We start from the raw sequence: 24,593 nt of genomic DNA, 5'->3' as shown, positions 1-24,593 counted from the left end.
CAGCAAGAGTAAAAAACTATTAGCCCGTATGAGAGTAATGTCATACGGGCTTTTTATTTTATCTATTTTATTTGCAGATATTTGGTATAAGTTGTTTTTACCTTTCTTCCAAATACCTCAAATACGCATTCCTTAAGCGCATGGTATTGCTTTCAAAGTAGCTCGGTGTAAAGCGATTGCGGTTGTAGTATTGTCTTGCTAGGTTGTGCTGGAAGTCTAATGATGTACCTAGGCCTGTATTGAGTTGATTGTGAGTTTCACCTATACGGGTTTGTGCCGAGAGGTTAAATTCATCTATGCCTCTTAACTGTACATATCTTGGCTTCATATCACGCCAGAACGTCAGCGGGAAAGAAACACCAGCAGTGACAAATTGTTCATCTTCACTATTAAGGTAAGAAGCATAGACTTTAACATCACCAAGCCAGTGGTTGGTGGTGGCTTGAATGCCTCGGTCACCTTGCCAAAACTCCCCTGCAGTGACTTCTAATTGCCAGTTGTATTGCGGAATAGATAAACGGTAGCTACCCAGTAAGGTGCCTTTATCTTCCATTGCATTCCCATACTCATCGGTATCATCTTTGTAGGTAAATTCACTCACTTGCATACTCAGTGAATGATAGCCTTCCGGTGAGTACCAAGTGGTTTCATTGGAACCACCTAAATATCCACCATACACGTAACCGGCAGAAAATTGCGTCATGAGGTTAAACGGTAGGCGAAATGCTTGATGTACAACGGCTCGATCGATTTCATTGTCAAATTGACTATTGCCCCAAATTCGACCTTCTTCATAATCGTCACTATTATCTACTGGTAATAAATAGCGAACATCTACAGCAAAACCTTGCCATAAAGGTAGGTAAGCATTAGTCGCGAGTGCTAATGAATAGTCAAGAACGCCATACTCTGTTGCTAATGAATAACGAGTAGCCGGTGAAACGATCACCTGAGCACGCCCAATGCCTGAGTTTATTTTGTGGTGTTGCCAAGTGGTGTTGTCGAGCGCATTATTTAAATCTGCAGTGGCAAAGCTTAATTGTTTACACTGGATGCCTGTCGTTAAAAACTCACGATAGCAGTTAGCTTCGGTTGATATCGACATCATTGGAATGCCATTGGAGAGCATCACCAAGTTAACAGCGGTTTCAGGTGTTTGAATATCTAAACTGTCTTTTAATTCTTGCCCGGTGTTAGCGGTAATTAACCCTAGTGCAACACCAGCACCATCCATTTGGTTACGGTTATAGCGACGGTTTTCAAGCGCCACAATAATAGTATTGCTACGCTTTCCTACTTGAATGTTAACAAAACCTTCTTTTTCTAATGCAGTAGTGAGGCGCGTAAGGTTAGCAGAATCTGCAGTAGAAAGTTCGGCACCAATTAAGTTTTGTGGAGAGGGTTTTCCTTCATGACTCGAACGATAGGGTAGACTGTCTTGATACCCCATTACTGGCGCCGTGACATTGACTCCCCAAATATCCTGATCGGTATCTTCACGAGTGGTATAAACCTGATAATTAGCACTGACTTGAATGTCGTAAGGCAATAAACCTTCTGGAGTCATGGCTTTGATGCTGGAGTTAAACTCGGTCGCATCGTATTCACCGGTTAGCTGCAAAAATGACAGTGGTTGAATTTCTACGCCACCAAATGGGCCATCCATAATACCTGACGCGCTCTTCGACTGTCCGTAACCGGCACTTATACGCATAGGAATAAACTCAAAGGCTTTATCGGCAACAATATAGGTTGTTTGAAAGTTATTGGCCGCACCGCCAATATCTTGAGCGCCGATAGCCAGGTTAAAGCCAGTATAATCGTAGATAAAAGGCAACTGGTATTTGGCAGAGGCCGATAAATCACGAATACCACAACCTGACTCTGTATAAGTATTGCAATCGTAGGTTTGAGTAACAATTCGTCCGCCAACTTCTAATCCCGGAAATAACCCAAAACTACCTACCCAATTATCTAAATCACCAATACCTTGTTGGTAAGGAACCCCTTGGCCGTAGTAAAAACTAAAGTCACCGGTTTGTACCACTTGAGCGTTAGGTGTATTGGTTAAACCTGTAAAGCTTTGGTGGGAGGCTAATGGTTGAACGGAACCATGATTTACAATAGAGGTATTGGCAATTGAAGGTGATGTAAATAATAGTGCTATTGATAGCGTTATTGTCGAGGGGGTAAGAGATCTCTCTGAAATAACCTGCATGACCATGCTTATTCCTTGTCAGTATGCAGTTAAATAAAGTAAACGCCGCATAATATGGCGGCGTTTACGTGATTAAAGTGAGTGGGTAATTAGGCACCAGTGCCAGTAGAGCCACTGCCACCAGTTCCGCCTGTGCCACCTGTGCCACCTGTCGCTGGTGGTGTTTCAGGGTCCGTCGGCTCAGGTTGAGTGGCATCGGCTGTATTATCTTTTAGAGCCTGCTCAATGTCACCCGCTGAAATTTCACCAGATTCAACTTTATCGGCAAAGTCTGATGTTTTAAATTTTTCTTTTAAGTTAACGACAATTTCTTTGCCTGAGTTATTCATAGGAAAGTCAGGATTGCTTTTCACTAATGATTCAGAAAGCTTTTTAGTAACAAATGCAATTTGGCTTGGATCAGCATCAGGTAAGGCACTAACTGCATCTGATAAAATCATTTTAGTTGCCGCTAATTTCGAAAATAACGCTTTATTGCTATTTTTAAGCTTTTCTACAGCAGAACCAGTATCTGAAAGAAGCTCTTTGATGCTAATACCATTGTTAGCTATTTCATCTAAGCCCAAACTGGCAAGCACGTCGGCAGCGGTAGACTCATTGTACTCCGCACCGTTTAATTGTTTATCAATTAATGATGTTAAAGGAGAAACGGTTGCAGGCTCACCTTTAGAAAATAGTCCTTTAGGCGCAGAATATGTTACGCCAGACATATCGCGGCCATTTTCCATATCTACCGCATCGCTATTGCCCTTATAAGTAACAGAACACGTTTCAGGTGCATCAGCAAATGTACCAGATAAAACAGCCATGCCATCATCATCGGTAGCTTTACTTGAACCTGTTGAACCGTCATCACAGCTATAATTGGCAATCATGCCACGAACAGGACCATCGTAAGCTTGTACTTCCATCGTGCTAGAGCTTGAGTCATCACTATCACTTCCACAGCCATATAAAAGTGCACTGGTGATACATAACGCTAAAATTTTGGATTTATGATTTTTCATCCTTACCCCATAAATATTGTAAATAAAGTGTGTAGATGTGATTAAGCATCTAGAGCAATGTCAAAGACTTGCCTACTTTAGTGTATTTGTTAGGCAATTGTAAGTATTGTAAGGTGTTTTGTTTTCAATAATTTGACACTTGAATGGTTTGGCTAATATTTCTAGTTTGTGTGAATGCGAACGTGGTGGTTGGAAGGCGTAATAACAATGATGCCCCGCAGTATTTATTTGATATTGAGGGGCATTATATTATGCTTTTTAGGAATTTTCGTTTTTATATTCGTAATGGTAATAACCATAACCACCATAAGCAGAGGCGGCTTTTTTCTCAATAGCGTTAAGAATAAAGCCTTTCACGTCTATACCATTTTGCTCGAAACGCTGTAGTGCTAATTCAGTTTCCTTCACTGTGGTTTTTTCAAAGCGACCAACCATCAGTGTTGTGCCTACATGTTGGCCAATAATGGCTGGATCAGTGACGGCTAAAATTGGTGGTGTATCAATTAAAACAAAGTCAAAGTTTTCAGAGGCCCAATCCAGTAATTGCTTAAAGCGTGGGTGCATGAGTAATTCTGATGGATTAGGTGGGATCTCTCCTCGACTAATACAACTTAAATTATCAACAGGTAATGGTTGAATAATATCTTCAAGGCGAGATGCCCCACTGAGGTAATCGGATAGGCCGGGAGATAAATTGCAGTTCAGTGTTTTATGGATATGCCCTTTACGCATATCTGCACCAATCAATAATGTCTTTTGGTTTGATTGCGCGATAACCGCAGCCATGTTGGTTGAGACAAAGGACTTACCTAGTGAGGGGCTAGGCCCTGAAATCATTAAAATATTATTTTTAGCTTCCATCATAGCAAAATGTAAGCTAGTTCGCAGGCTTCTCAGAGCTTCAATAGAAAGGTCTGCTGGATTAGCAACGGCAAGTAAAGATTGCTCGATAGGAAAAGGTTGTTTTCTTTTTTCTTGTTTTTTTTCAACATCGGTTTGCCACTCTGAAAGTGGTATCGAGGCATAAACGGGTAGACCGATATCTTCAATCGCTTCAGCGGATTCAATACCGCGGTGCATGGCAGTTTTTAGTAGTACCAACGCCACAGATAGCATCCCACCGAGTAAGGTAGCCAATACTGCAATAAGTGGTTTTTTCGGTTTAACCGGTTGAGAAAAACTTTGTGCCCCATCAATAATTCGAACGTTGCCGACCGTACTGGCTTTAATAATATTAAGCTCTTGTACCTTGTTTAACAGTTGAACGTAGATTTGTTGGTTAACTTCTACATCACGAGTCATACGCAAAATTTCTCGCTGAGTTTTAGGTAGCTTTTCTATGCGTTTATTTAAGCGAGCTTTTTCGTCTAATAAGGTTTGTCGTTTCGATAATAAAGATTGATAAGCTGGGTGGTTTTTGGTGTATAACTTAGAGATATCACTTTCTTTAAAGGTTAATTCATTAAGCTGAGACTCGAGAGAAACCATGACATTTAATGTCGATTGAGCTTCCATCGTAAGATCGACAGACTCATTGGTTTGGCGGTAATGATTTAACTTATCTTCTGCATCGTTCAGTGTTTCTTTGACTGACGGTAGGTGCTTTTTCAAAAAGGCTAAGCTACTTTCTGCCTCTGCTGAATTTCTCTCAACGTTTTGCATAAAATAGTTTTGGCTGATGTCGTTCAAAATAGCTTGAATATCAGTACGGTTTTCGCCTGTAAGTGATAACTGCAAAATGCCAGTTTGCTTTCCTCGTTCACTAACGGATAGATTTTTTTGTAGGTCTTGGATTGCATCAAGGCGGCTGATTTTAGAAAGCGTAAAACTATCATTAGCTTGGGCCTTTATATTAAGCACAAACAATGAGTAACCATTTCCTTTCGCCAATTCGCCTACTTTACCTTCTAAAATGGGCTCTTCATTTTCATTAGATAATCGGAATAAACCTTCTTCTGGATTGATGATATCCAGTGTATAGGCTTGCGGCTCTGCGCTATCAGGAACGTCAAAGCGGCTGATTTTTATATGTTGAGTATCGCCAAATAACCGGGCGAAGCCTTTACCTATGATTGGAAAGTGATTGGCGCTGCTGACGGTTGTTAAGTTTAGATTATCAACGGTTTCACCTAAAACCATACGCGATTTTAGAATTTCAATTTCGGTGGCCGCCGGTGATTCTGCATTAAAAAGATCGGTCATTTCGCTATTTAATGCAGGCATGCCGGTGCTTTTTTGTTCCACTTGAATAAGTGCGTCGGTTTTATAGATTGGGGTGGCAAGTAAGGCATAACTCACACCAAGAACGGCAAATATAAAAGTAGTAAGAATGATGATCCACTTATGATCTAAGAGAATACCAAAGAGCTTACCCAAATCGATAACATCACTATTAGAGTGAGTATTAGGTGTTGTTGATTTTTGTGTGCTGCTATTTACACTCATTTGTTCCAACTACTTATTAAGGTTAAAATACGAGCCTCTGATACATCTTGATTGCGATGAAAACCACCGAACGGTCAGGACTGATTATTTGATCTTTTTCATCCAAGCTAGAGTGGATTTCTCCAATAATGTGTATGCGTGTTCAAAAGCTTCCCGGCTTTTCATGTACGGATCGGGAATGTCAGTTTGATTCATCCAATGCCCAAAGAGCATGGTTTTCCCTCTTGCTTCGGGAGCAATTTTGCATACTGCTTCAATATGTCCTTTTTCCATGACAAGAATAAGATCATAATTTTGACAAAGGGTTGGTGTGAGCTGTTTTGCTTGATGGCCCGATAAATCTATACCATGCAATAACGCCAATTCGTTAGCGGTTTTATCTGCGGCTTTGCCAGTTAACCCACTTTTTTCTGTCCCAATGCCTGCAGATTCAATATGCTTATTTGGTAGGTGTTGTTGTAATAGTCGCTCACCTGTTGGAGAGCGACAAATATTACCAACACAGACAACGAGTATTTTTTCAAACATGCTGTGCCTTTATGTTATCAACGTTTAGATAATCACTTCAAATCAGTGTAATAATTCAAGCCTTCGGATAGGTTGTTGAAGCTATTAATGGTTGGTAATAGTTTCATAATAACACGGTTCCAACGGGTGATAGGTGCGGCGGTAACATACACAATATCATAAGGCTGCATTTGAAATTCAGTACCAAGAACTAGTGCCGTTGCATCTTTGATATCGAGTTGATAAACATTAGCGATTGGTGGTTTTTGTTGCGGTTCGCCATTCTTTGTATTTTGTTTTTCGGTGTTGTTTGGCTGTGTGCTTTCCACCGAGGTTGCTTGCTGGGGGATTGGTTTGTCATTTTTGGCAGAGCGGATGACAAACACACCCGTTGCATCAGCATCTATTTCATTAATTCCACCTACACTACTAAGTGCTTCGGTTAAGCTCATTCCTGAACGATCAATTTTTAATAGTTGCGGTTTATTCACTTCTCCCATCACGAAGACCTTTTGACCGTCGTTACGAGGGACATGGATTATGTCACCACTTCGTAGAAGTCGATTTTGGGTCAAATCACCGCGTTGCATTAACGCATAAAGAGAAATGCTTTCTTCCTGGCCCTGACCTTGACGTGTCAAAGTGATGTTACGCCAATCAGCATCTGGGGTTAAGCCGCCTGAGCGGTTAATGGCATCTAAAATGGTTAAAGGTACGTTGGTAATAGGTTGCTGACCGGGTTGTTTTATCTCACCTGTGACATAGGCTTTTTGCGCGCGGAAAGCAGCAACGTTAACATCAACTTGTGGGCTTTCGATGTACTTGGCTAATCGATTGGCAATTTCGTCACGAATCTCGGTAACCGTCTTTCCTTCAACATGAACGGTGCCAATGTATGGATAGAAAATGGTGCCATCAGAATGAACCCAATTACCCGATTCGCTGGAGCTACGATATGAACCCGCAGGAATTGTCAGTTCTGGGTGATCCCAAATAGTGATGTTTAAAATATCACCAGGGCCAATGTAGTACTTGTATTTCGCGACTTGTTCGTCAAGTTGAAGGTTACTACGAGAAGATATGGGCGTTGCTCTTAACCCCATAACAGTATTGGGTGAAAGTTTATACACGCTGACACGGCTGGATAAATCATCTTCTGATCCCTCTTGGTTTGAATCAGATCTAGGATTTGAGTCGATGACATTTTTCCCAGATAAGCTCAAGTGTGAGCCTGGCATGGTACAACCTGAAAGTAATATACTAGCGAAGAGAAGTGATAGTGATCTTTTAGTTATTTTCATACATTCCATTGTAGGTTCTTAATGTTCAACCAGTATTGTACCTGTTCTTATGACTTTTAAATGGGGTCTAAGGAGTACTAGGATTTAAAGTTTTCGAATGATACTCGAACTCATCCAATAAATAAACATACATTACAAGTATGTATTGATATTGTGTATGTATTTCAATAACAAATGATAATTTTATTTCAATTCGGTAACATTTTTTTATCAGTAGTTCGAGCTTTATTCTTGCTGGAATTCGCATCTTGAAGTTACTTGGGTATAGAATAGTGATTATTGACTTTATCACGTACCTTTAGGTTTATTTAGGGTAAACCTAAAGGTCATCGTAACGCTTTATTGATTGAGAAAAATTATGAAAATTGCCATCGCAGGTACCGGTTATGTCGGCCTATCAAATGCTGTTCTTTTATCCCAACACCATGAAGTGGTTGCGGTTGATATCATCCCTGAAAAAGTGGAGATGATAAATAACAAGCAATCCCCAATTGCTGATGCTGAAATTGAACAGTTTCTTGCTGAAAAAGACCTCAACTTGACCGCGACGTTAGATAAACAAGCCGCCTATCAAGATGCAGAATTTGTCGTGATCGCGACGCCTACTGATTACGATCCACAAACCAATTACTTTAATACATCATCAGTTGAAGCGGTGATTCGTGATGTTATGGCGATTAATCCAAATGCGGTGATGGTGATAAAATCGACGGTGCCTGTGGGTTATACTGCGAATATTAAGCAAGAGTTTGAATGTGACAATATTTTGTTCTCGCCTGAGTTTTTACGTGAAGGCCGTGCTTTATTTGATAATTTGCACCCATCTCGCATTATTGTGGGTGAGAAATCTGAGCGTGCAAAAGTATTTGCCAACTTATTAGTGGAAGGGGCGATTAAACAAAATATCGATGTGCTGTTTACCGATTCAACCGAAGCGGAAGCGGTGAAGTTATTCTCTAACACTTATCTTGCTCTGCGAGTTGCTTATTTTAATGAATTGGATTCTTATGCGGAAGCCAACGGCTTGGATGCGCGTCAAATTATCGAAGGTGTGGGGTTAGACCCTCGTATTGGCAATCATTACAACAACCCGTCATTTGGCTATGGTGGCTACTGTTTACCAAAAGATACTAAGCAGCTTCTTGCTAACTACGATTCTGTACCAAATAATATTATTGGTGCCATTGTCGATGCCAATCGTACTCGTAAAGACTTCGTGGCAGATTCAATTTTGAAGCGTGATCCAAAAGTTGTCGGCATTTATCGTTTAATTATGAAAGCGGGCTCTGATAACTTCCGAGCTTCAAGTATTCAAGGCATTATGAAGCGCTTGAAAGCCAAAGGGATCGAAGTGGTAGTGTATGAGCCAGTGTTAAAAGAAGATGATTTCTTTCACTCTCGCGTGATCCGAGATTTGAATGAGTTTAAAAAAATCTCGGATGTGATTGTCTCAAACCGTATGGTTGAAGAGCTTGCCGATGTTGAGGCGAAGGTTTATACCCGCGATTTGTTTGGGGCGGATTAATAAAGGGACTTTACTTTCTATTCGCATTTAAAAGGATTTTTATGCACTACGATGTGTTTAATGGTGATGCGGATGGCATTATTGCTTTGTTGCAATTGCGTCTTGCTGAGCCTAAAGATAGTCAGTTGATTACCGGTGTAAAGCGGGATATTCAACTGCTGTCTCAAGTGGCAGCAAAAACGGATGTTTCTTCGCTTATGGTTCTTGATATCTCTCTTGATAAAAATCGTTCTGCTTTAATTTCTCTATTAGAGCAGGGCGTACCTACCTTTTATTGCGATCACCATCAAAGTGGTGATATTCCCCAATCTCCATACCTCACTACTTTAATCAATCTTGATGCTGAAACTTGCACCAGTTTGTTGATCAATCAACATCTAAAAGGTCAATTTCAAACTTGGGCGATTGCCGGTGCCTTTGGCGATAATATGACAAAGCGCGCGATATCTTTATCGCACCAAAGTGGCTTAACAAGCTCTCAAACTTTCTTCCTAAAAGAACTCGGCACATTGATTAATTACAATGGCTATGGCGCGAGCTTGGCCGATCTTCATATTGCTCCTGCTGAGCTTTTTCAAACGCTACTTACTTACACCAATCCATTTGAGTTATTGGATGACACTTCATCAGTTTTTTATCAATTAAAAGCCGGTTACGAGCAAGATCTAGCACAGCTTGAAGATATTAAAGCGACTTTTGAAGCGGAAGATTACGAAGTTTTCTTATTACCTAACGCAGCTTGGGCGAGACGCATCAGTGGTGATTTTGGTAATCAATTAGCAAATCAAAATCCCGATAAGGCATTTGCAGTGTTAACGCTTAATGAAAACCAAACAGATTATACGGTAAGTGTTCGCGCACCATTAAATCGTCGAGAAGGGGCGGATGAGGTGTGTAATCAGTTTGCAACCGGTGGTGGCCGACGCGCTGCCGCAGGGATTAATGCATTACCAATTGGTCTGGTTGATAAGTTTGTTGAAATTATGGCGAAGAAATTTGAGTGCTGAGATGAAAAGATGGTTGCGAGTGACGTGTTTCGTGGAAAAGCTAAGAGCAGAGCTGGGTGCGAAGAAGCTTCACTCTGGAACCGAGAGTCATCCCGTCATTCCAAAAGTGAGGGACGAACTGTTTGGAATCTCCTACAGCGCGTGAATCTCAATTTTTGGAGGGAGATCCTGAACTGCGCTCCTACGTCGCTTTTCAGGATGACGGTTTATTTAGTTGGCGTTATAAGTAAAGCGAACTTAAAGTTGCTCTTCCTAGGTTCCTAGGTTCCTAGGTTCCTAGGAACCAGAAGCTAGGGCCTTCTTTCTATTCGAATCACGAAGCAACAACCCTATTCCTACCGCTAGTTTTGGCTTGATAAAGGGCTATATCGGCTCTCTTGAGCATATCATCGACATCCGATATATCTGGCGTGATCGCTACGGCTCCAATCGATAAAGTAACACTTAATGTCTCATTGTCTGAAATTTCAATTGGTTGCTCAGAGACTACTTTTCGAATGTTTTCGGCTAGCTTTAGTGCCGCCTCTTGATTATCTGTTGTGACAATCACAAACTCCTCTCCGCCTAAGCGCGCAAATATATCGCTGTCCCCTATATGCTGCTGTATGGTTAGGCTTATTTGTTGCAAAACCATATCGCCAACATCATGTCCATACCCATCATTGACTTGCTTAAAGTGATCGATATCGATCATTAACAATGATAATGGCTCTTGGGTCGCCAAATGGCGTTTGAAAATAGGAGTCACTCGTTCGAAAAAGTGTCGTCGGTTACTGATTCCAGTTAATACATCAGTATGGGCGATATACTCTAGGCGCTTTTCGAGCTCTATTCGTTCGGTAATATCAAAAGCGGAGGTTCTCGCGATAGCAAATTGGCCTTCATTAAATAATGACACAGCCGATGTCGATACAAAGAAGGTTCTTCCCTGTTTGGTTTGTACCTCCAAAATGATGCCATCGATTTCTTCTGATTTAAGAAGATTATCTAGAAATACCGTAAAGGTACGTTGGCTAACCGGGGTTAGAAACTTGGAAAAAGATTGCCCGATGACCTCGTGTCTCTCATAGCCTAACCAATTCAATTCAGTTTGATTGATGCGAGTAACAACCCCATTAGCATCTAAGCTATGGTAGCCACAGGGGGCATTTTCATATAAATCTTTCATCTCCGAGCTGATCTTTTTATTGATTTTTCGACGAGATTTCTTTTGCTCGGAATTGCTGATTAGTAGATAAATAATCAGGCCACTAAAAAGATACAAAAGTGTAAAGGTGGTTCGAGGGATCGGTTTGTAGAAAATAGAATGCTTTTGAATGGTTTCATTGGGGAGAAAAATAACCAGCTTCCAATCGGTATTGGCAATTGAATGTTTAGATACAGGGATTTTAAGTTCTTCGGACTCTTTTATAGCAGGGCCTTCTATGGAGCTGAAATCTAACGGTTCAATAGCTTGATAGCGAAATAAACCATTAGGGGTTTTGAGGATCCCACTCTTATTCTGGGAGATGTCTGGCCATGCAAGTGGATAGCGATGTTTAAAGTCATTATCGGGTTGACCTAGGTTAAGTCCCCATTCATTGCTTCTGTCGTGGTTACTTAGCCAATAACCTTGCTTATCAATGAGCATGCTTTGACCATTGATACGTAGCTTCGTTTGGTGGCGAAAATTTTCTAGTAAATCTCGAGCTAAATAGTTGAGTACAAGAATCGCAACGGCTTTACCATTATTATCTAAAACTTTAGTAGCAAACCTGAGTGTTGGCTGGTGAGGTGTGACAACTTTTCCATTCTCAACATTTAAATCCATTTGAGAAATATAACTCTCTCCAGGTTTTAGTGCTAAAGCTTCTTGAAAATAATAGCGGCTAGATTTGTTTTGTAGTTGTTCTTGAGGAACTTGAGTGGCAACCCCTTGATGATAATTCACTCGAATATGTTCATTACCTGATAAATCGAATAAGCGAACTTGCCCATAATACTGAAAAGCGCGTGTGAGGTTTGAAAAGAGGCCAATGATATTCGAAGCGTCTTTGTTTGAGCCCGGTTTGAAGTAGTCTGAAATCACTTTGGATTTAGATGTCATTTGCAGCACGGTCAGCTGTACTTGCATTTCTTTTTGCAATGAATGAGTTGTGGTGGCGACAAACACTTCCTCTTGCGCGAGTAGCTTCTCTTCTAAAGTTTTGGTGTATGAGTGATACCAATAGGTACCTAAAATCAGACATAGAAGAGTGAATAGACCAAAAATTAGCGAGAATCGCTTAACGGTGGCTTTTAGTGCTCTTTTATTGCCCAACTTGCTATTTTCTAGAGGGGGAAGAGTGGTGTTCAGTTGGGGCATAAAGAGGTATTTCCCTTATTAATTCGTCGCTCCATAATATTACGATTAAGTATAAGTGAGTGATATTTAAATGGAAGCGCTTAATACACAGACTGTTAATATTTTAGAGGGTACGAGGGAGTAAAAATCATGATTGGTTTGGCTCATGCCACGGCCATGTTGCCATGTGAATCATTGTGAAAAAGTAAAAAGCAACCGGATAGATTGTTTTTACTCTATGTGGTTTGGCCGTGTTACTTCAACCAACGTCTCGGATTCTGCGCCTGACTATTACGGCGGATCTCAAAATACAGTGAAGGTCGTGACTGACCACCGGTGTTACCGGCAAGGGCGATGGTTTCGCCTGCTGCAACTACATCACCGTCTTTCTTCAACAAGGTTTGGTTATAGCCATACAAGGTCATGTCGCCTTTACCATGGTCGATCAGTAGTACTAAACCGTATCCACGTAGCCACTCGGCAAATACTACTTTACCTGAATGTACCGCTTTAACTGCTTCGCCTTGTTTGGCGTTGATCACGATACCTTTCCAAGTGATTTGTCCGCTTTGTGGTGTGCCGTAGTTATGCAGGATGTTGCCTTTCAGTGGCCAAGGAAGTTTGCCTCGGTATGATCCTAATCCATTCATTGGCGAAATGTTACGTTTGGCCGCTTTGGCTATTTCGGCTTTTAGACGGTTTTCGTTGCGACGTAGTTCAGCCAGTTTGCTTTGGTTGCTACGGATATTACCTTGAATTTTATTAACGGTGCCTTTACGTTGGCTTTGTGCTTTAACCAAATCATCACGCTTGGCTTTTTTGTTAGCAAGCAGAGTCGACTGGCGATTTTCTTCTTCTGAAAGTTGACGTTCTTTTTCGGTTAATTCACTTTGTGTTTTCGCTAGCGCTTCAATTGCTTCGGTTCGTGCTTGAGCTAAGTGTTGGAAGTATTGGCTAATACGATCCATCTTTTCTGCGTCACCGCCTTGAATAATTTGTGGCAGGTTATTGCTACGACTCGTGAGGTAGTAAGTTTTGATCAGTTGCTCGAGTGTGTCAGTTTGCTGCTGTTTGGTTTGCTCTAGCTGACGCTTTTGAGATTTTAATTCGGTTAAGTTGGCTTGAACTTGCGATAGTTCTCGCTCGTTACTGCGGATTTCTTGGCCGAGTTTTGAGATGGCGACTTCGTGTTTTTTTAGTTCGCTTTGCAATTGGTTGAGCTTTTTTTGCTGAGAGCTTAACGATGAGGTTTGGCGAGATATTTCAGCGGATACGCCTTTTAACTCTTCTTTTGATGCAGCATGAGCGGAAGTGGTGAAAAGAGAAAAACAGCTAAGTAGAGCGCAGATAAAAACGCCAGAAAACGAAACACGTAAACTGGCGCTTGAATGAGATACTGACGAAGTCATTGTCATAAACGAAACATTTCCCAAGAATGAGGCTCACCGTATTGATGAGCCTTGTTCTATACCTGAAAAGAAGGCCTAAATTAAGGCAATTCTTTGGGTACAAATTGTATAGAAAGCCTGATGAAGCGTTATGATATATCAGACAAACATGCAATTGATAGGGATTATTTTAGATTAACAATAACCTGACCTGTCATTTCTGCAGGGATTTCCATACCAGTTAATTCAAGCATGGTTGGCGCTAGATCTGACAGCTTACCACCTTGTTTGAATTCAAGATCTTTATTGCCCACGTAAACCAGTGGAACAGGAAGACTTGTGTGTGCAGTGTGAACGCCGCCTGTTTCAGGGTCGATCATCATTTCTGCGTTACCGTGGTCGGCCGTAATTAATAGCTGACCATCGACTTCTTTAATCGCTTCAACCACACGACCGATACATTCATCAACTGCTTCACACGCTTTTACTGCTGCATCGTAAACACCAGTGTGGCCAACCATGTCGCCATTCGGGTAGTTACAAATGATAGCATCGAACTTGCCAGATTTGATTGCCGCAACAAGCTTGTCAGTTAGCTCAGGTGCGCTCATTTCTGGTTGCATGTCGTAAGTCGCCACTTTTGGAGAAGCAACCAATTGGCGCTCTTCGCCTTCAAATTCGTTTTCTTTACCGCCATTGAAGAAGAAAGTCACGTGTGCGTATTTTTCAGTTTCAGAAATACGTAGCTGAGTTTTGCCACATTTTGATAGCCACTCACCATAAGTGTTTTCTAATGATGCTGGTGGGAATGCGCAAAGTAGTGGAATATCTGCAGCGTATTGAGTCAGCATAACAAAGTCGATACTTGGGAATACTTCACGCTCAAAGCCGTTAAAATCAGGTACGAAAGTACGAGTGATTTCACGCGCACGGTCAGCACGGTAGTTCATGAAGATCACCGCATCGCCATCGACGATAGCCGCACTTGCTTGGCCTTCCGCACGGATTTCTGTTGCTTGAACGAACTCATCGTTTTCATCACGAGCGTAAGCTGCTTCAAGACCTGCGGTTGTAGAATCAAAAGTGAATTCAGCTTTCGCTTGAGTTAATAAGTCGTAAGATTTTTGTACGCGATCCCAGTTGTTATCACGATCCATTGCGTAGTAACGACCGATAAGAGAAGCGATACGGCCTTCTTCTAGGTTCAATTCAGCAAATAAATCCTGGAAGCGTTGTAGAGAGTTTTTCGCACTACGTGGCGGAGTATCACGGCCATCAAGGAAAGCGTGAACGTAAACTTTTTTAGCACCACGCTCAGCAGCCATTTGTACTGCTGCATAGATGTGGTCTTCATGGCTGTGTACGCCACCTGGAGACATAAGACCCATGATGTGAACGGCTTTACCAGCCGCTACTGCTTTATCAATTGCGTTGGCTAGTGCTGGCGTGTCTTTGAATTCACCATCAGCGATAGATTTAGTAATACGAGTAAGGTCTTGGTAAACCACGCGGCCAGCGCCGATATTTGTGTGCCCAACTTCAGAGTTACCCATTTGACCGTCAGGTAGACCAACATCGAAACCTGATGCAGAGATTAGGGTGTTTGGTTGGGTAGCAAATAAACCATCTAAAACAGGAGTATTTGCATTTGCGATAGCGTTGTCGCTGTTGTCTTCGCGGTAACCCCAACCATCAAGAATTACTAGAGCCATTGGCTTCTTATTTGACATGTTCAAACCTCGTTTAATTTAAAAACTCTTTTAATTTAGAATCTAATCTGAGCGTAATTTTACTACACTTTTCGCTCTAAACTGTAGGGGGAGATCAATTTAACTGATACTCATCCCTTTGGTGTCACATTTATTTGGTGTTAATTTTCAAGCTATGGATGCATTATGCCTAATAATTAGTCTAGATGAAAATCGAATTAAACGATGGGTTTGATAGGTGGGAAGGCGGTTTCGTTTCTCGTGGCTAGGGCGCTTCGCTTCTTGTGGCTCGGAAAAGCGAAAGCGTGAATTAGGAATTTAATGTGTCGTCATCCCCTACATGAGCCAAAGCGAAGAAGATAGGGGATCTATTAAAAGCGTGTCGAATCGTTTAATCCGTAATAGTTTACAGCTCGTGGAGAGTAGATTCCCGCTCTCGCTGAGGCTCGGCAGGAGTGACGTTTTTTTGTTGAGATTGTGTACTACGAGTTATGCGTAACAGCGAGTATTGAAGGTTAATTGTCATCCTTGAGGAGCCTGAGCGACATCGAGGATCTATATTTCGCGTGTGGAGAGTAGATTCCCGCTCTCGCTGAGGCTCGGCAGGAGTGACGTTTTTTTGTTGAGATTGTGTACTACGAGTTATGCGTAACAGCGAGTATTGAAGGTTAATTGTCATCCTTGAGGAGCCTGAGCGACATCGAGGATCTATATTTCGCGTGTGGAGAGTAGATTCCCGCTCTCGCTTAGGCTCGGCAGGAATGACGGTTTTTATGTTGGGATTTGTGCATTACGATTAATAGTAAGCGATCGCGAAACCGCTCTTTCTAGGAACTAGTAAACTAGGGACTAGGAGCTTCTTTTCAGTTTTTTGTTATCCAAATCGTCTTTTCCACCTTTACTCTCGCCTCTTGCCGCTTTGCCCGTTATACTCTGGCCTTTCTAATATTTGGCTGTGGATGTTCCCAGCTAGTGCATTTATGAGTGTAGGGCATGCAAGAATATATCGAATTTTTTCAACAGAACATGATTTTGTCTTTAGTCTGGGTTGCTGTATTAGCTGCCCTCGTCGCGACTATCTTTAAGTCATCAACCTCTAAATATAAAACAATCGGTGCGAGTGAATTAACGAATCTTATTAACCGTGAAGATGGTGTTGTGGTTGATATTCGTACTAACGATGAGTTTAAACGTGGTCATATTGCGGGCTCAGTTCACATTTTGCCATCTGAAATCAAATCTGGTGCTATCACTAGCATTGAAAAATACAAAGCGACCCCAATCATTGTTGTATGCAAGACAGGTCAAACGTCACATGAAAGTGCTAACCTGTTAGCCAAAGCCGGCTTTGAAAAAGTGAATATGCTGAAAAACGGTATGACGGCTTGGAATGAAAATAACTTACCTTTGGTTTCTGATAAGCCAGCAAGTAAGAAAGGTAAGAAGTAATCACGGTTCTCGATGGCTCGATTCTCGTTACTCGAGCCACTAGAAGCGCAGCGTTCAAGCAGCGAAGCGCTCGATAATCGACAAAATTTTAATTAATAAGGATGACTCCATCATGGCTGAAGCAGCACCTCAAGAACAACAGAACTTCACTATTCAACGTATCTTCCTGAAAGATCTTTCTTTTGAAGCACCAACGGCACCACAAATGTTCCAAAAAGAATGGGAACCAGATGTGAAGCTAGACTTAGACACACAAAGCCGTGAGCTAGGTGAAAATGTTTATGAGGTGGTTCTTCGTTTAACGGTTACGGTTAAAAACGCTGAAGAAGTGGCTTTCCTATGTGAAATCCAACAAGGTGGTATTTTTACTGCTGAGAATATGGAAGAAGGCCAATTAGCACATTGTCTAGGTGCATTCTGCCCGAACATCCTATTCCCATACGCTCGTGAAACGGTTTCTAGCCTAGTGGTTAAAGGTACGTTCCCACAATTGAACTTAGCGCCAGTTAACTTTGATGCTTTGTTCATGAACTACCTACAGCAACAAGCTGAGCAAGCACCACAAGAAGCGTAATATCGCTTTTTAATCTCAGGCTAAACTAAAAGAGCGAAGACAGCAGTGTCTCGCTCTTTGTGCTTACAGGCTCGTTACTCGTAGCTAGGTCGCTTCGCTTCTCGAAAGCCGAAGAGAGATTGTATCGGGTTAGGTGTTTCGAGCTGCGTGTAACAGCTGGCGCTAAACGTGATTCGAATGATCTTTCCTCGCAGATGAAGCGTTCACGTAACATGCAGCAAAAGCAGCTTGTTTCGTATGACGAGTTGCGTGTAATAGCAAAGTTATCGCTCTTGTCTTTTTCGACATACGAGTAACGAACAGCGAAGCGCTCGAGCAACGCTATTAACTATTTAAAGGTCTCACCATGACAAATTCAACTGCCAATAATGATGTCGTAATGACAGTGATCGGTGCGGGGTCATACGGTACTTCGTTAGCGATTGCTTTAGCACGTAACGGCTCTAAAGTGATTTTATGGGGGCATGAGCCTGCGCATATGGCGGCTTTAGAACAAGACCGTTCTAATGAAGAGTTTCTACCTGGCATTGATTTTCCAGAGTCATTGATTATTGAATCGGATTTGTCGAAAGCGGTTGCCGCGAGCCGAGACTTGCTGGTGGTCGTACCGAGTCATGTATTTGGTATCGTACTAAATAACTTAAAGCCTCATTTACGTAGTGATACTCGTATTTGCTGGGCAACTAAAGGTTTAGAGCCTGAGACTGGACGTTTGTTAAAAGATGTCGCGCATGATGTGCTCGGCGATCAAATTCCTCTTGCAGTATTGTCGGGACCGACATTTGCTAAAGAATTAGCGGCTGGCATGCCGACTGCGATTGCGGTCGCCTCACCAGATGCGGAATTTGTTAAAGATCTTCAAGAAACCATTCACTGCAGTAAATCTCTTCGAGTGTATGCCAATAATGACTTTACTGGTATGCAGCTCGGTGGCGCGGTGAAGAATGTCATTGCGATTGGCGCAGGAATGTCTGATGGTATTGGATTTGGCGCTAATGCACGTACCGCGTTAATTACTCGTGGCCTTGCGGAAATGTGTCGTTTAGGCGCAGCATTAGGTGCTCAACCTGAAACCTTTATGGGAATGGCGGGCTTAGGTGACTTAGTGTTAACTTGTACCGATAACCAATCGCGTAACCGCCGTTTTGGCTTAGCGTTAGGTAAAGGCAAAGATGTCGATACTGCACAACTTGAAATTGGCCAAGTGGTCGAAGGTTACCGAAACACCAAAGAAGTTTGGCTATTAGCCGACAGAATGGGCGTTGAAATGCCGATTGTTGAACAAATTTATCAAGTGTTGTATCAAGGAAAAGATGCCCGTCTCGCAGCGCAAGATTTGTTAGCGAGACAGAAGAAAGCGGAAGGGTAAAGCGAATGTTGCTCGATTCTCAAGCGCTTTGCTTCTCGTAACTCGAAAAAGATAAAAGCTTAAATAAGTGGCGCAAAAAGGCGTCATCCTTGAAGAATCTAAGCGACATCGAGGATCTATATTCAGCGCACTGTGAGTAGATTCCCGCTCTCGCCTAGGCTCGGCAGGAATGACGGGTTTTTGATATTCGTATTTGCTGTGGCTTTTCCTCGTAACACAAAGCGATCGCGGAACCGCTCTTCCTAGAAACCAGGAACTAGGGACTAGGGACTAGGAACTTTACTCAAGCCACGAGCAGCGAAGCGCCCGATAGACGAAATCCGAGTTTTACTAGGGACCAGTAACTAGGAACATATATGAAACACTGCCAAAAACAAAAAGTTTGGAATACGATTGTTGATGAAGCGAGACGTCAGGCGGAACAAGAGCCGATGCTAGCGAGCTTTTATCACTCGACGATCATTAATCACGATAGCCTCGGCGCATCGCTGAGCTATATCTTAGCTAATAAGTTAAGAACGGCGACTATGCCCCCGATGACGGTACGTGAAGTGGTGGAAGAAGCCTTTAAAGATGATCCTTCTATCACCGATAGCGCGGCTTGTGATATTTGTGCGATTGTGAATCGTGACCCAGCGGTTTCTATGTATTCGACGCCCTTGTTGTACCTGAAAGGCTACCATGCGCTACAAGGTTATCGTGTGGCAAATTGGCTATGGAAACAGGGTCGTTTAGCCTTAGCAACTTATCTGCAAAACCAGATTTCGGTCGCGTGTCAGGTTGATATCCACCCGGCAGCGCGTATCGGTCAAGGCATCATGCTCGATCATGCAACTGGTATTGTGATTGGCGAAACCGCGGTGGTCGAAAATGATGTATCTATTTTGCAAGATGTGACACTTGGCGGTACTGGTAAAGAATGTGGTGATCGTCATCCTAAGATCCGAGAAGGGGTGATGATTGGCGCAGGCGCAAAAATTCTTGGTAATATTGAAGTGGGTGAAGGGGCGAAGATTGGCTCATGTTCTGTTGTACTTCAAGCGGTTCCTCCTCACACTACGGTTGCCGGTGTTCCCGCCAAAATAGTTGGTCGTCCACAAAGTGACAAGCCATCGGAAGATATGGACCAAGCGTTTAATGGCAATGGCCATAAGCTTATTGATGGGGCGGGGATTTAAAATAGATGTGTTTCCGAGCTTAGGGCGCTTCGTTGCTCGTGGCTCGGAAAGCGAGAGCCGAAGAGATTAAAGGTGATAACGTGTTGCGGGTTTCGTATTGCGTGTAACAGCGATCGCTAAATGGTCGTCGTCGTCCTGAAAAGCGACGTAGGAGCGTAGTTCAGGATCTTCTAAAACGTTCTGATAGTTATAGACCTTTTGAGTGAGCCATCGACTGTAGGAGATCCTGAATCTTCTTCGCTTAGGCTCATGTTCAGGATGACGAGCTCTCTTGAATTCCTATATTGCTTTTGCTCTTATCTTTTCCAAGCCACGAGCAGCGTAGCGTCCTATACCCGAGCTACGTATTTGCTTTTCCTAGGAACTAGAAACTAGGAACAAGGAACTTTTCCTCATCCTCACCGCATACCCATACGCCAACATTCCACCAATCACATTGCCAAGCGCAATACCGATAAACAACCCTTCGACGCCACTCATTAAGCTGCCTAGCCAAGCGCAAGGTAGAGTAAAAATAAACAAGCGCGAGAAATTCCATAGGAAGGCTTTTACTGGCAGGTGCATGGCATTTAAGCAGCTGACTAACATCATCACTACTCCTTGGAAACCATAGCTTATCGGCACCACAATCAAAAAGTGCCATAAGAAATCTTGTACGCTTTGTTCTTGGCTAAAAACAGAGGCGATTGGCATGCTGAGCGGCACCATCAAGATAAATAGTCCAAATTGAAAAATAACCGCAAACCGCATCGCAAGGAATAAAGCACTAAAGCTGCGCTCTTGATGGTTGGCACCGATATTCTGGGCAATAAATGGTGTGAGAACAGAACCTAGTGACATTAAGACAATAATCATAATCGATTCTACTCGCTGCGCCGCGCCATAAGCGGCTACCGCTTCAGTGCCAAAACTTGCCAGCATCATCATTAAAATAGCACCGGAAAGTGGGTTCATGGCACTCGAAAAAGCCGCTGGTGTGCCAATTTTTAATATCTGAGCCCAATCTTGCCAAATTCGTTTTATTTGTGGCGGTGCTAATAGTTTTTCTCGTTTGATCAAAATATATAACGCAGCACATAAAGCGCCGAACCAACTGACTGCACTGGCAATGGCTGCGCCTTGAATACCTAATTCAGGGAATGGGCCGTAACCGAAAATCAGCAATGGATCGAGTACGCCATTAATTAGACCTGCAGTCATCATGATTTTAGCTGGCGTTTTAGTATCACCCGTTGAGCGAATCACACTATTACCTGCCATAGGAATGACTAATAGTGGAATGGTGAAGTACCATATTTGCATGTACTGCTTGATTAGCGGAAGTAAATCATCTGTTGCACCGAGTATGCGAAACAGTGGCTCGATAGCCAGCAAGCCAAGCGTAGAAGCAAGAGTGACTAATAATATGGCGAGAATAAGGCCATGAGTGGAAAAACGCGCCGCATTGCGAGTATCTCCTTGACCAAGCAAGCGACCAACATTGGCGGATAACCCCATTCCAATGCCTAACGTAATACAACTCACACCAAAAGTGACAGGGAAGGTAAAACTAATCGCAGCAAGCGCATGAGTACCAAGTAGTGAGATAAAAAAGGTATCGACTAGGTTAAAAGTTAAGATCGCCAACAGCCCAACCACCATAGGTAAGGTCATGGTTTGTAATACTTGGGAGATAGGGCCAGTCAATAAGCCGTGTTTATCTTGCATGGAAATGATTCGCTGATGATGAAGTAGTTAGGATAAGGCTTTTTGTTACTTGTGACTAGGGTAAAGCGAGATCCGGGAGTCGGGGACGTTTCACTCGGGAGCCGAGGAGAAGTAGCGTGTTGCGGGTTTTGTGTTTCGTGTAATAGCGATCGCTGTTTGCTCTTCCTAGGAACCAGGAACTAGAAACTAGGGACTTTTACTTCTATTCGAGCCACGAGCAGCGAAGCGCCCGATAGACGAGAGACGAATGCTCTACTCACAACTTTCTTTATTCTGATCTCCATCACAATTTTTTTCTCGTTGACCCTTGGATTTTCCCTCTTCCCCCCCAACCTATCTAAGCAGACCGATACAAATAAGATCGGCGTCTTTAATTAATATGAACATCTAATCAGGAGAGATGCACAGATGAACATTCGTCCTTTACATGACCGAGTTATCGTTGAGCGCCAAGAAGTAGAATCAAAGTCTGCTGGTGGCATCGTATTAACTGGTTCAGCTGCGGAAAAATCAACACGCGGCAAAGTTCTAGCTGTCGGCAAAGGTCGTATTTTAGAAAATGGCACAGTTCAAGCACTTGACGTAAAAGTGGGTGATACTGTGATCTTTGCAGAAGGCTATGGCACTAAGTCTGAAAAAATCGATGGTAAAGAAGTACTCATCATGTCTGAAAATGACATCATGGCAATTGTAGAATAAGCAAACGCCAACTTCTGAATTCAAAACCAAAGCATTCAATAGATTTTATAAGGAATAACAACATGGCTGCAAAAGACGTAAAATTTGGTAATGATGCGCGCGTAAAAATGCTAGAAGGTGTGAACATCTTAGCTGACGCAGTAAAAGTAACATTAGGCCCTAAAGGTCGTAATGTCGTACTAGACAAATCTTATGGCGCACCGACTATCACTAAAGATGGTGTGTCTGTGGCTCGTGAAATTGAATTGGAAGACAAATTCCAAAACATGGGTGCACAAATGGTGAAGCAAGTGGCTTCCCAAGCAAACGATGTAGCGGGTGACGGTACGACTACTGCCACGGTTCTTGCGCAATCTATCATCACTGAAGGTCTGAAAGCGGTTGCTGCAGGTATGAACCCAATGGATCTTAAACGTGGTATCGACAAAGCAGTAACAGCGGCAGTTGAAGAGCTAAAAGCTCTTTCTAAAGATTGTTCAAGCAGCACTGAAATCGAGCAAGTGGCGACTATCTCTGCTAACTCTGATCGCTCAGTCGGTAAAATCATTGCTGAAGCGATGGAAAAAGTAGGCCGTGATGGCGTTATCACTGTTGAAGAAGGTCAAGCTCTACAAGATGAGCTAGACGTAGTAGAAGGTATGCAGTTTGACCGCGGTTACCTATCTCCTTACTTCATCAACAACCAAGAAGCAGGTAGCGTGGATCTAGATAATCCATTTATCCTTTTAGTTGATAAGAAAATATCAAATATCCGTGAATTGCTTCCAACACTAGAAGCAGTTGCTAAAGCGTCTCGCCCACTATTGATCATCGCAGAAGATCTAGAAGGCGAAGCACTAGCGACTCTAGTTGTGAACAACATGCGCGGTATTGTGAAAGTGGCTGCCGTTAAAGCGCCTGGTTTCGGTGACCGTCGTAAAGCAATGCTACAAGATATCGCGGTTCTAACAGCCGGTACGGTTATCTCTGAAGAAATCGGTCTTGAGTTAGAAAAAGCGACACTTGAAGATCTAGGTCAAGCGAAGCGTGTGACGATCACTAAAGAAAACACCACTATCATCGATGGTGCTGGTGAAGAAGAAATGATTCAAGGTCGTGTCGCGCAAATTCGTCAACAAATCGAAGATGCAACGTCTGACTACGACAAAGAAAAACTTCAAGAGCGTGTAGCGAAACTGGCTGGCGGCGTTGCTGTTATCAAAGTTGGCGCAGCAACGGAAGTTGAAATGAAAGAGAAGAAAGACCGTGTTGAAGATGCACTTCACGCAACTCGCGCTGCGGTTGAAGAAGGTATCGTTGCCGGTGGTGGTGTTGCACTGATTCGCGCTGCTTCTAAAGTGGTTGGCCTTGAAGGTGACAACGAAGAGCAAAACGTGGGTATCCGCGTAGCACTTCGCGCTATGGAATCACCAATTCGTCAAATCACTAAGAACGCAGGTGATGAAGAATCTGTAGTTGCTAACAATGTTCGCGCTGGCGAAGGTAACTACGGTTACAACGCGGCAACTGGCGAATACGGCGACATGATCGCAATGGGTATTTTGGATCCAACTAAAGTAACCCGTTCTGCACTTCAGTTCGCTGCATCGGTTGCGGGTCTTATGATCACAACAGAAGCTATGGTAACTGACAAGCCACAAGATGCTGCTCCAATGCCTGATATGGGCGGCATGGGTGGAATGGGCGGTATGGGTGGCATGATGTAGTGCGACAAGTGTCGCGCTGACTGTCTCTTAGTTATTGATTTAACTAAGATTAATGGAGAATCCATTAAGGAGTAGCCGTTAAACCATCCCCTGAATGAAATGATGGTAGCTCATTACGAGTGTTCAGGACACCTAACCTAAACGATTAAATTCGTTCCCAAAAGAGAAAATACTGACTGACTAATGTCAGTCAGTATTATTATCTTTCACATACCTGTAATAGTGGTTATTTCACTATCCCACAGGACACTTTGTCTTAAGACAAAAACATGAAATAAGGCTTCTTAATTGAAGATGTCTCAGTGCATCTCAACGACAAGAGGATTATTTTTTTTACAGTCAGTGTGACTAAAGCTTATGTTTGCATTGTTTCACACCGAAAGGTGATGAAACCAATTTTGTAGCAAATTGTAGCCTAGGGATAGTGCGGTTCTGGTAACGGAATTGTTCGAAGCTTCCCAGCAATGTACTCCCTGAAAGG

At 42.7% G+C, this 24,593-nt stretch carries 17 protein-coding genes; 8 read left to right on the top strand and 9 right to left on the bottom strand.

What is annotated here, in order from left to right:
• Window positions 1–97: 97 nt before the first annotated feature.
• The 5 genes from K358_RS0117130 to K358_RS0117110 form a co-directional block, all read right to left on the bottom strand.
• Window positions 98–2,224 (bottom strand): YjbH domain-containing protein, encoded by a 2,127-nt coding sequence (locus K358_RS0117130; RefSeq protein ID WP_244875271.1) that lies wholly within the window; start codon window positions 2,222–2,224, stop codon window positions 98–100.
• Between the two features lie 83 nt (window positions 2,225–2,307).
• Window positions 2,308–3,225: a hypothetical protein gene (locus K358_RS0117125; protein ID WP_027697960.1), complete on the bottom strand. Its 918-nt coding sequence runs from the start codon at window positions 3,223–3,225 to the stop codon at window positions 2,308–2,310.
• Window positions 3,226–3,483: 258 nt separating this feature from the next.
• Window positions 3,484–5,670: a polysaccharide biosynthesis tyrosine autokinase gene (locus K358_RS0117120; RefSeq protein ID WP_027697959.1), complete on the bottom strand. Its 2,187-nt coding sequence runs from the start codon at window positions 5,668–5,670 to the stop codon at window positions 3,484–3,486.
• A gap of 84 nt (window positions 5,671–5,754) precedes the next feature.
• Window positions 5,755–6,198 carry an arsenate reductase/protein-tyrosine-phosphatase family protein gene (locus K358_RS0117115; RefSeq protein WP_027697958.1) on the bottom strand — a complete coding sequence of 148 codons (444 nt, stop codon included), beginning with the start codon at window positions 6,196–6,198 and terminating at the stop codon, window positions 5,755–5,757.
• A gap of 32 nt (window positions 6,199–6,230) precedes the next feature.
• Window positions 6,231–7,478 carry a polysaccharide export protein gene (locus tag K358_RS0117110; RefSeq protein WP_027697957.1) on the bottom strand — a complete coding sequence of 416 codons (1,248 nt, stop codon included), beginning with the start codon at window positions 7,476–7,478 and terminating at the stop codon, window positions 6,231–6,233.
• A gap of 358 nt (window positions 7,479–7,836) precedes the next feature.
• Between K358_RS0117110 and K358_RS0117105 the strand changes: the two genes are divergently transcribed.
• Both K358_RS0117105 and K358_RS0117100 read left to right on the top strand, forming a co-directional pair.
• On the top strand, window positions 7,837–9,003 hold the full coding sequence (locus K358_RS0117105; RefSeq protein WP_027697956.1) for a nucleotide sugar dehydrogenase: 1,167 nt from the start codon (window positions 7,837–7,839) through the stop codon (window positions 9,001–9,003).
• Between the two features lie 41 nt (window positions 9,004–9,044).
• A complete protein-coding gene (locus K358_RS0117100) occupies window positions 9,045–10,010 on the top strand; it encodes a hypothetical protein (protein ID WP_027697955.1) in 966 nt (321 codons plus the stop codon).
• Window positions 10,011–10,323: 313 nt separating this feature from the next.
• Here the strand turns inward: K358_RS0117100 and K358_RS0117095 are convergent, their stop codons facing one another.
• The 3 genes from K358_RS0117095 to gpmM all read right to left on the bottom strand — a co-directional run bounded on the left by K358_RS0117095 (window position 10,324) and on the right by gpmM (window position 15,451).
• On the bottom strand, window positions 10,324–12,354 hold the full coding sequence (locus tag K358_RS0117095; RefSeq protein ID WP_027697954.1) for a sensor domain-containing diguanylate cyclase: 2,031 nt from the start codon (window positions 12,352–12,354) through the stop codon (window positions 10,324–10,326).
• Between the two features lie 233 nt (window positions 12,355–12,587).
• Window positions 12,588–13,742: a murein hydrolase activator EnvC family protein gene (locus K358_RS0117090; RefSeq protein WP_083962866.1), complete on the bottom strand. Its 1,155-nt coding sequence runs from the start codon at window positions 13,740–13,742 to the stop codon at window positions 12,588–12,590.
• 164 nt (window positions 13,743–13,906) lie between these two features.
• Window positions 13,907–15,451 carry a 2,3-bisphosphoglycerate-independent phosphoglycerate mutase gene (gpmM, locus tag K358_RS0117085; RefSeq protein WP_027697952.1) on the bottom strand — a complete coding sequence of 515 codons (1,545 nt, stop codon included), beginning with the start codon at window positions 15,449–15,451 and terminating at the stop codon, window positions 13,907–13,909.
• A 972-nt stretch (window positions 15,452–16,423) separates the two neighbouring features.
• On the opposite strand from gpmM, the gene K358_RS0117080 reads away from it, so the two are divergent.
• The 4 genes from K358_RS0117080 to cysE all read left to right on the top strand — a co-directional run bounded on the left by K358_RS0117080 (window position 16,424) and on the right by cysE (window position 20,000).
• Window positions 16,424–16,879: a rhodanese-like domain-containing protein gene (locus tag K358_RS0117080; RefSeq protein WP_027697951.1), complete on the top strand. Its 456-nt coding sequence runs from the start codon at window positions 16,424–16,426 to the stop codon at window positions 16,877–16,879.
• Window positions 16,880–16,991: 112 nt separating this feature from the next.
• On the top strand, window positions 16,992–17,453 hold the full coding sequence (gene secB, locus K358_RS0117075; RefSeq protein WP_027697950.1) for a protein-export chaperone SecB: 462 nt from the start codon (window positions 16,992–16,994) through the stop codon (window positions 17,451–17,453).
• A gap of 346 nt (window positions 17,454–17,799) precedes the next feature.
• Window positions 17,800–18,822 carry an NAD(P)H-dependent glycerol-3-phosphate dehydrogenase gene (gene gpsA / locus K358_RS0117070; protein WP_027697949.1) on the top strand — a complete coding sequence of 341 codons (1,023 nt, stop codon included), beginning with the start codon at window positions 17,800–17,802 and terminating at the stop codon, window positions 18,820–18,822.
• Between the two features lie 356 nt (window positions 18,823–19,178).
• The gene (gene cysE, locus K358_RS0117065; protein ID WP_027697948.1) at window positions 19,179–20,000 is read left to right on the top strand and encodes a serine O-acetyltransferase; all 822 of its coding nucleotides are present in this window, start codon (window positions 19,179–19,181) and stop codon (window positions 19,998–20,000) included.
• A gap of 357 nt (window positions 20,001–20,357) precedes the next feature.
• On the opposite strand, the gene K358_RS0117060 is transcribed toward cysE, so the two are convergent.
• Window positions 20,358–21,707 (bottom strand): MATE family efflux transporter, encoded by a 1,350-nt coding sequence (locus tag K358_RS0117060; RefSeq protein ID WP_038150389.1) that lies wholly within the window; start codon window positions 21,705–21,707, stop codon window positions 20,358–20,360.
• A 408-nt stretch (window positions 21,708–22,115) separates the two neighbouring features.
• Here K358_RS0117060 and K358_RS0117055 point away from each other — a divergent pair, with 408 nt between their 5' ends.
• A complete protein-coding gene (locus K358_RS0117055; RefSeq protein WP_027697946.1) occupies window positions 22,116–22,406 on the top strand; it encodes a co-chaperone GroES in 291 nt (96 codons plus the stop codon).
• 62 nt (window positions 22,407–22,468) lie between these two features.
• Window positions 22,469–24,112 (top strand): chaperonin GroEL, encoded by a 1,644-nt coding sequence (gene groL, locus K358_RS0117050; RefSeq protein WP_027697945.1) that lies wholly within the window; start codon window positions 22,469–22,471, stop codon window positions 24,110–24,112.
• Window positions 24,113–24,593 lie beyond the last annotated feature (481 nt).

The sequence above is a fragment of the Vibrio litoralis DSM 17657 genome (genome assembly GCF_000426765.1).
Lineage (GTDB): Bacteria > Pseudomonadota > Gammaproteobacteria > Enterobacterales > Vibrionaceae > Vibrio > Vibrio litoralis.
This window is presented reverse-complemented; position numbering and strand designations above follow the sequence as displayed.

Bases quoted from the DNA above. Each gene is read 5' to 3' on its own strand.
- K358_RS0117130 (WP_244875271.1), bottom strand. From the start codon at position 2,224: ATGGTCATGCAGGTTATTTCAGAGAGATCTCTTACCCCCTCGACAATA.
- K358_RS0117125 (WP_027697960.1), bottom strand. From the start codon at position 3,225: ATGAAAAATCATAAATCCAAAATTTTAGCGTTATGTATCACCAGTGCA.
- K358_RS0117120 (WP_027697959.1), bottom strand. From the start codon at position 5,670: ATGAGTGTAAATAGCAGCACACAAAAATCAACAACACCTAATACTCAC.
- K358_RS0117115 (WP_027697958.1), bottom strand. From the start codon at position 6,198: ATGTTTGAAAAAATACTCGTTGTCTGTGTTGGTAATATTTGTCGCTCT.
- K358_RS0117110 (WP_027697957.1), bottom strand. From the start codon at position 7,478: ATGAAAATAACTAAAAGATCACTATCACTTCTCTTCGCTAGTATATTA.
- K358_RS0117105 (WP_027697956.1), top strand. From the start codon at position 7,837: ATGAAAATTGCCATCGCAGGTACCGGTTATGTCGGCCTATCAAATGCT.
- K358_RS0117100 (WP_027697955.1), top strand. From the start codon at position 9,045: ATGCACTACGATGTGTTTAATGGTGATGCGGATGGCATTATTGCTTTG.
- K358_RS0117095 (WP_027697954.1), bottom strand. From the start codon at position 12,354: ATGCCCCAACTGAACACCACTCTTCCCCCTCTAGAAAATAGCAAGTTG.
- K358_RS0117090 (WP_083962866.1), bottom strand. From the start codon at position 13,742: ATGACTTCGTCAGTATCTCATTCAAGCGCCAGTTTACGTGTTTCGTTT.
- gpmM (WP_027697952.1), bottom strand. From the start codon at position 15,451: ATGTCAAATAAGAAGCCAATGGCTCTAGTAATTCTTGATGGTTGGGGT.
- K358_RS0117080 (WP_027697951.1), top strand. From the start codon at position 16,424: ATGCAAGAATATATCGAATTTTTTCAACAGAACATGATTTTGTCTTTA.
- secB (WP_027697950.1), top strand. From the start codon at position 16,992: ATGGCTGAAGCAGCACCTCAAGAACAACAGAACTTCACTATTCAACGT.
- gpsA (WP_027697949.1), top strand. From the start codon at position 17,800: ATGACAAATTCAACTGCCAATAATGATGTCGTAATGACAGTGATCGGT.
- cysE (WP_027697948.1), top strand. From the start codon at position 19,179: ATGAAACACTGCCAAAAACAAAAAGTTTGGAATACGATTGTTGATGAA.
- K358_RS0117060 (WP_038150389.1), bottom strand. From the start codon at position 21,707: ATGCAAGATAAACACGGCTTATTGACTGGCCCTATCTCCCAAGTATTA.
- K358_RS0117055 (WP_027697946.1), top strand. From the start codon at position 22,116: ATGAACATTCGTCCTTTACATGACCGAGTTATCGTTGAGCGCCAAGAA.
- groL (WP_027697945.1), top strand. From the start codon at position 22,469: ATGGCTGCAAAAGACGTAAAATTTGGTAATGATGCGCGCGTAAAAATG.